The sequence below is a fragment of the Halobacillus sp. BBL2006 genome (assembly GCF_000786645.1).
Lineage (GTDB): Bacteria > Bacillota > Bacilli > Bacillales > Halobacillaceae > Halobacillus.
Genome location: NZ_JRNX01000179.1, coordinates 1 through 5,624, shown reverse-complemented (window position 1 = coordinate 5,624; position 5,624 = coordinate 1). Strand labels below are relative to the sequence as shown.

The 5,624-nt window shown below is 41.3% G+C and carries 6 protein-coding genes; 2 read left to right on the top strand and 4 right to left on the bottom strand.

Annotated features, from left to right (window positions below; genetic code table 11):
• Nucleotides 1–210 precede the first annotated feature (210 nt).
• Entirely contained in the window at nucleotides 211–1,167 is a 957-nt protein-coding gene (gene uvsE / locus LD39_RS06405) for a UV DNA damage repair endonuclease UvsE (protein ID WP_035544154.1), read from the top strand.
• A 158-nt stretch (nucleotides 1,168–1,325) separates the two neighbouring features.
• On the opposite strand, the gene LD39_RS06400 is transcribed toward uvsE, so the two are convergent.
• Nucleotides 1,326–1,907, bottom strand: a complete 582-nt coding sequence (locus LD39_RS06400) for a CDP-alcohol phosphatidyltransferase family protein (protein ID WP_035544152.1) — start codon at nucleotides 1,905–1,907, stop codon at nucleotides 1,326–1,328.
• Between the two features lie 10 nt (nucleotides 1,908–1,917).
• A complete protein-coding gene (locus tag LD39_RS06395; RefSeq protein WP_035544150.1) occupies nucleotides 1,918–2,580 on the bottom strand; it encodes a TVP38/TMEM64 family protein in 663 nt (220 codons plus the stop codon).
• A 454-nt stretch (nucleotides 2,581–3,034) separates the two neighbouring features.
• Here LD39_RS06395 and LD39_RS06390 point away from each other — a divergent pair, with 454 nt between their 5' ends.
• Nucleotides 3,035–3,616 carry a cell wall hydrolase gene (locus LD39_RS06390; RefSeq protein ID WP_035544148.1) on the top strand — a complete coding sequence of 194 codons (582 nt, stop codon included), beginning with the start codon at nucleotides 3,035–3,037 and terminating at the stop codon, nucleotides 3,614–3,616.
• Between the two features lie 38 nt (nucleotides 3,617–3,654).
• Here the strand turns inward: LD39_RS06390 and LD39_RS06385 are convergent, their stop codons facing one another.
• Together LD39_RS06385 and LD39_RS06380 are read right to left on the bottom strand one after the other, a co-directional pair.
• A complete protein-coding gene (locus LD39_RS06385) occupies nucleotides 3,655–4,743 on the bottom strand; it encodes an NAD(P)-binding protein (protein ID WP_035544146.1) in 1,089 nt (362 codons plus the stop codon).
• 94 nt (nucleotides 4,744–4,837) lie between these two features.
• Nucleotides 4,838–5,624, bottom strand: a 787-nt coding sequence (locus tag LD39_RS06380) for an alanine:cation symporter family protein (RefSeq protein WP_035544143.1), incomplete at its 5' end; no start/stop codon positions are given.

Here is a 5,624-nt window from a genome sequence, read left to right as displayed (position 1 = left end):
CACAGGAAAGTGTTCAAATGCGGAGACGCCCTGGTAGACGAGTCCTTCCCCAACGACCCTAAAATCACACAATCATCTCGAAATCGAGTCTTACAGAATTCTGCACTTTACTTGAAAATCTATAACAAAAAATAGCTCTTAACACAGTAATAAACAAAAGTATCGAGGGAACTTTAGAGATAGAGAAAAGATTCATAAAGGAGTTTAACTATGAAAATCCGATTTGGTTATGTTTCACATGCGCTTTCATTATGGGAAGCGACACCTGCGAGGACGATGACCTTTTCTAGGTACAATAAACTGGACGAGAGTGACCGGATCCAACAGCTAAAAAAGATTACAGAGGTCAACCTTCGTAATACGTTACGAGCTTTGCACTTCAATATCGCCCACGAGATTCCCCTTTATCGATTTTCCTCATCGATTGTGCCTCTCGCTACTCATGATGAAGTGAACTGGGATTATATCACTCCTTTTCAATCTCTCTATCAAGAGATCGGAGAGTTGGTCCGTTATCATCATTTACGCACAAGTTTCCACCCTAATCAGTTCACGCTATTTACGAGTGACAAACCGCACGTTACTGAGAATGCAGTAAAGGATATGAAATACCACTACGCATTATTAGAGGCGATGGGGCTGGAGAAGGAAGCGCACATTAACCTTCATGTAGGGGGAGCTTATGGAGATAAAACAGCAGCTGTCTCCAGGTTTCATAAAAACTTGAAGCAGTTGCCTCCCGCAATAAAAAAACAAATGACTCTAGAAAACGATGATAAAACGTACACAACGTCTGAAACGCTAGAGGTCTGTGAACAAGAAAATATTCCTCTTATGTTCGACTATCATCATTTTATGGCAAATCATCACCAAGGAGAGGTGCTGGAGGAGCTCTTACCACGTTTCTTCAAAACGTGGAATCATTTGGATGTCCCGCCGAAGATTCATGTCTCTTCTCCTAAAGCGGAAAAAGCCTACCGAAGTCACGCTGACTATGTCAGTCTTGAATTCATTCAACCACTTTTAAAGAGTTTGAAAGCACATGGTGAACCGGTCGATTTTATGATTGAGGCGAAAGCGAAAGACATGGCATTACTTCAATTGGTAGAGGAGGTCGCGAGAATACGGGGGGTGAAACGTCTCGGAGAAGCAACGCTAGATTTATAACGTGCAGCCTTAAAAGAGGGGATGGAAGGAAATTTAATAAAAAAGAAGCCATTACTTTATACTAGATGGGGGTTAATATTTCTACATTATATTTTTGTTGAAATGAGAGGTGCTACGATGGACAAACTATCAATGGCTGTCCACTCCTTGCTACCCATTTATTTAAGAATACGTTTCGCTTCCATAAACCTCTGAATCCCCGTGAATAATTCAACTGCAAAAAATAGAAGGGTCGACCATAGAAGAAAGTCCGGAAAGAGTAACATGATACTGAACAAAAGGAATCCCTCTGTCCGTTCTGCTACTCCAGCTTGATAATAAAAAGACTTAATTCCTGCTTTTTCAGATACGGCTCCAACAACAAGGAAAATGGTCATAGAAATGATGATGGAAACGCTAAGCAAGAGGAGAGGAAACATGACTTCTGGGTGTACATAGGCGATCGCAACGATCATAGCGATTTCTACAACTCTGTCGAACGTAATATCCATCACAGTTCCAAAGGGGGAGGTTTTCGTGTGTCTAGCCATGGTACCATCAACAGCGTCTAAAAAGCCTGAGAGCCATAACATGACCACTCCTAAAACGGGATATCCAAGTATATAAAAAACACTGGTAGAAACTCCGATGAATAGGGCGAGAATCGTAATTTCATTTGCCGTGCGGCCTTTATTAAGAAACAAAGTGGCCGTTTTATCGATTGACGGCTGTACAAATTTTCTAGCATGAGTATCAAGCATCTACTATCCCCTACTTTTCTGTATGATCCAGTCCTAACCATATTCTTACCCTTGATCGTAAGAGATAACTCGCCCCAATCAACATTAGGAACCCAACCAGAGCGATAAAGATCAAATTTCTATTTCCGGAAGCTATGCTTGAACCGAGCAGCCCATAGGCTGTAGCTCCTGGAAGGATGCCCAGCATGGTTGCTGCCATATAATGGCTGAACCGGACTTTAGTCAGCCCGGAGATATAACAAAGTAAATCAAATCCTACTAAAGGGATAAGCCTTAATGTGAGGACATAAAGAAACCCGTTCTTTCTAATCTTATCTTGAATAGGATCCGTCCATGTTGAGGTGTGCCATTTCATAATGAACTTACCGAAATAATGTCCGATCCAATAGCCGGTGATCGACGCAACGGAAGCTCCAATCCATATAACTAAAATCCCAGGCCATGCTCCATACGATAGTCCAGCAGACATCGATAAAATGGATGTAGGGAAAAATACAAAAGGGCCAAGGGCGTAAATCAGCCAGAAAATGATAGGAGAGAGCCATCCGTAGGAGAGGATGAACAGGCGGATTTCATTAGGAGTGATCGGCCATTTGAAGTGTACAAAATAAATGACGGCAATAATAGCTAAGACGGCTGCCATCAAGCGAATCCAGTATTTTTTATGCTTCATTTCTTTCACTTCCTTCTTTGGACCGTCACTTTTCTTACATTATACATGAAGTTCAGACTCAATTATGTAACCTATCATACTTAGAAAAAGCAGAAATGTAATCTAGATCGACCATAGTCTTGTTACTGATGAGACGAAACAAAGTGCATCCGCTAGCAACCATGCTCGGCTCATTGGCCGGTTGTGAAACGGTAATCGCTAATATGGTTGCTAAGGAGTTGAACTTCGATCCTTAAAACATCGGAGTCTCAAGAGCGGTAGCTGGTATTAAAACGAACGCTACATGGAAGAAAGCATAAATGTGGAAATCCGGTTTCTCATCTAGAGAAATCGGATTTTTGAATTTTTTGAAAGATCAAACGTTGTTGGTAATGTTGGAAAGAATTAATAGTGAAAACATTTAGACTGCTATGTTAATTTATAATAGATGAATTTTTTAAGGAGGTATAGCAAGATGTTAAAACGTTTGATTATCACTGGTTTAACTATAGTCTGCGCGTTATCCTTTACCATCCCGACAAGTGCTCATGCCGCTCAAAATACTCATACCGTCCAAAAGGGCGAGTCATTATATAAAATTGCTATGAAATATGGAGTTTCTGCTCATCAATTGCAAGTGATGAATGACAAACAAGGTTCCATGATTTATCCTGGTGAAACATTGAAGCTTCCAGTTGTCCCTAGTGAATCAGAAAAAGATTTGCTGGCACGCTTAGTTGAAGCGGAAGCAAAAGGTGAAAGTTATGCAGGAAAAGTGGCTGTAGCTACTGTAGTCCTGAATCGTGTAGAAAGTGACAGTTTCCCTGATTCTTTATATGGAGTCATTTATGACGGCATTCAGTTTTCGCCTGTATTGAATGGAACGATTAATGAGCCTGCTGGTCAGGAATCTAAAAGAGCTGTTCAGGAAGCATTGGCTTACCAAGGGTATGATAATGAATCCTTATTCTTCTATAACCCGTCCAAAGCTTCCAGTGACTATCTAAGCAGTCAAGAAGTAACAACAGTTATTGGAAACCATGTATTCTTAAGATAAACGTAAAAAAGCAAGCATGCGGAGGCATGCTTGCTTTTTTACGTTTCCCTCGAAATAGGGTGTGCGATTTTTCCTAGAAGTTTAAGAAGTTGGAACCTTGGTGAAGTCAATGCTTTTCCTAAGAATTCAACCTGAAGTGACCTGACAACTCTGTCTAATTGTTCATTGGAAGAATGTTCAATAATACGCCTTAAAGTTAAGGAATCATGATATTTTTGAAAAACATGCTTGGTTTGTTTTTCATAGCTTTCAATGCCGCAAATGTCTTCAGCAGCATATATACCTGTGAGTATAGCTGTGAATTCTCCGAACCCGATAAAAGGAGAAATACATCCTAAGCAATTTCCAACAAAGAATGTATTCCCAATCCGTGGATAAGCTGATTTTCCGATAATAAAGTCTTTCAGTGAATAGTCGCTCGTCACGTTAAGTTTTTGTTGTAGTGAAGCCTCTGCGAATGAGAAACCCTCTTGCCAGAGCTTCTCTTTATCTTTGACCTGGTTTTCAGGATATTGAGGATATACAAGTATGAAGCTCGCTTCAGTATCCGAATGAGGCAGAAGGTAAGACATTCCTTTTGGTGCAAAATCATTATTAAACCATGTATGGATTTCGTTACGTTTGAAGCTTCCTGCTACCGTTGCTCCCTTGAAAGAGGCTTTATAGGCAACATCAAAAGGCTGAATTCTTTGCACGTCGGAAGGATCCCCCGTTGCCACAACGACATGGGTGTATTCTTTAGAAATCTCTTCATAGATCTTCTTTGAATGAAGGTGGATCGGCGAATGGATTTGTTCTGCAAATTGCATCTCGTAGGACTCAGGATGTTTTCCGCGCATGTTGATGAACCCGAGGTTTCCTTCTAAGCTTGCGGTTTCATTTTTGGAATGAATGTAAGTTTTACTTATATTACCTGTGGGTTTTAAGTGTATATCGTACGTTTCACTTAAAAACTTGATATAGTCGTCGATCGGCGTATGGAAGATGGACGAGACTCCTTCGGCGAAAATCATTCTGTCTCCGACCATACCTCTCTTTTCAAAGATATCCGCATGGTACCCGTTTTTTTCTAAAGTGAGGGCACAGGCTAACCCAGACAAACCAGCGCCCATAATGGCAATTTTCATCACGGACCTCCTCTCGTGTTCCCATTAGTTTCCTCTTTAAGTCAAGATTATATGCAGAGGAATAAGAGATGAGAAAAGAAGGTCAAGTTGATGCCTAGCTGGCATCTTCTTCTTCATGGAAGAGTTCTATATTTTTCTTCTTCGTACGTTTTTTATAGACTCTGTTTACGTAGTCATCCGTCAGCTGGGCAATTTCCTTGTGTAAAAACAAGAGTGGGATGATATTCGCTAAAAGAACAAATGCCAGCAGCAGGTCTAAAAACTGCCATACAAACTTCAATCCGCCAATTGCCCCTACGAATACGGCTAAAATATAAACAATTCTCATAAATTTAGCGAATTTCAAATTATAGAGATATTCTGCTTGCTTCTCTCCATAAAATACGAGCACTCCGATCGTTGTCACAACGAAAAACAGTAAGAATACAGTGATGAAGGCACCACCGAAGGCGTCCCCAAACTCACTGCCGATCGCCACATTGATCATGTTCGAAGCGTCCTTGCCTCCAACTTCTTTCCAGGCACCTGTCACCAATACAGTTAATCCGGATATTGTACAAATGACAATCGTGTCCACAAAAACACTGAAGATTCCCCATAGTGCCTGTCTGGAGGGGTGATCCGTTTTGGCGGCGGCGTGAGCAATCGGTGCTGTTCCGAGGCCAGCTTCATTGGAGTACAAGCCACGGGCTGTTCCCCAGCGTAAGGCTTGGGCAATCCCTGCTCCAGCGAAACCACCTGCTGCAGAAATAGGGGTGAAGGCATGCGTGATAATCAGTCCGAATACATTTGGCAGTTGATCTGCATTCGCAAAAATGACATAAAGACAGACACTGATGTAAATTAAAACCATACCCGGAACCAATTTATCGGTAACCTTG

Excerpts from the sequence above, each read along its gene's own strand:
- uvsE (WP_035544154.1), top strand. The coding sequence starts at position 211 with ATGAAAATCCGATTTGGTTATGTTTCACATGCGCTTTCATTATGGGAA.
- LD39_RS06400 (WP_035544152.1), bottom strand. The coding sequence starts at position 1,907 with ATGCTTGATACTCATGCTAGAAAATTTGTACAGCCGTCAATCGATAAA.
- LD39_RS06395 (WP_035544150.1), bottom strand. The coding sequence starts at position 2,580 with ATGAAGCATAAAAAATACTGGATTCGCTTGATGGCAGCCGTCTTAGCT.
- LD39_RS06390 (WP_035544148.1), top strand. The coding sequence starts at position 3,035 with ATGTTAAAACGTTTGATTATCACTGGTTTAACTATAGTCTGCGCGTTA.
- LD39_RS06385 (WP_035544146.1), bottom strand. The coding sequence starts at position 4,743 with ATGAAAATTGCCATTATGGGCGCTGGTTTGTCTGGGTTAGCCTGTGCC.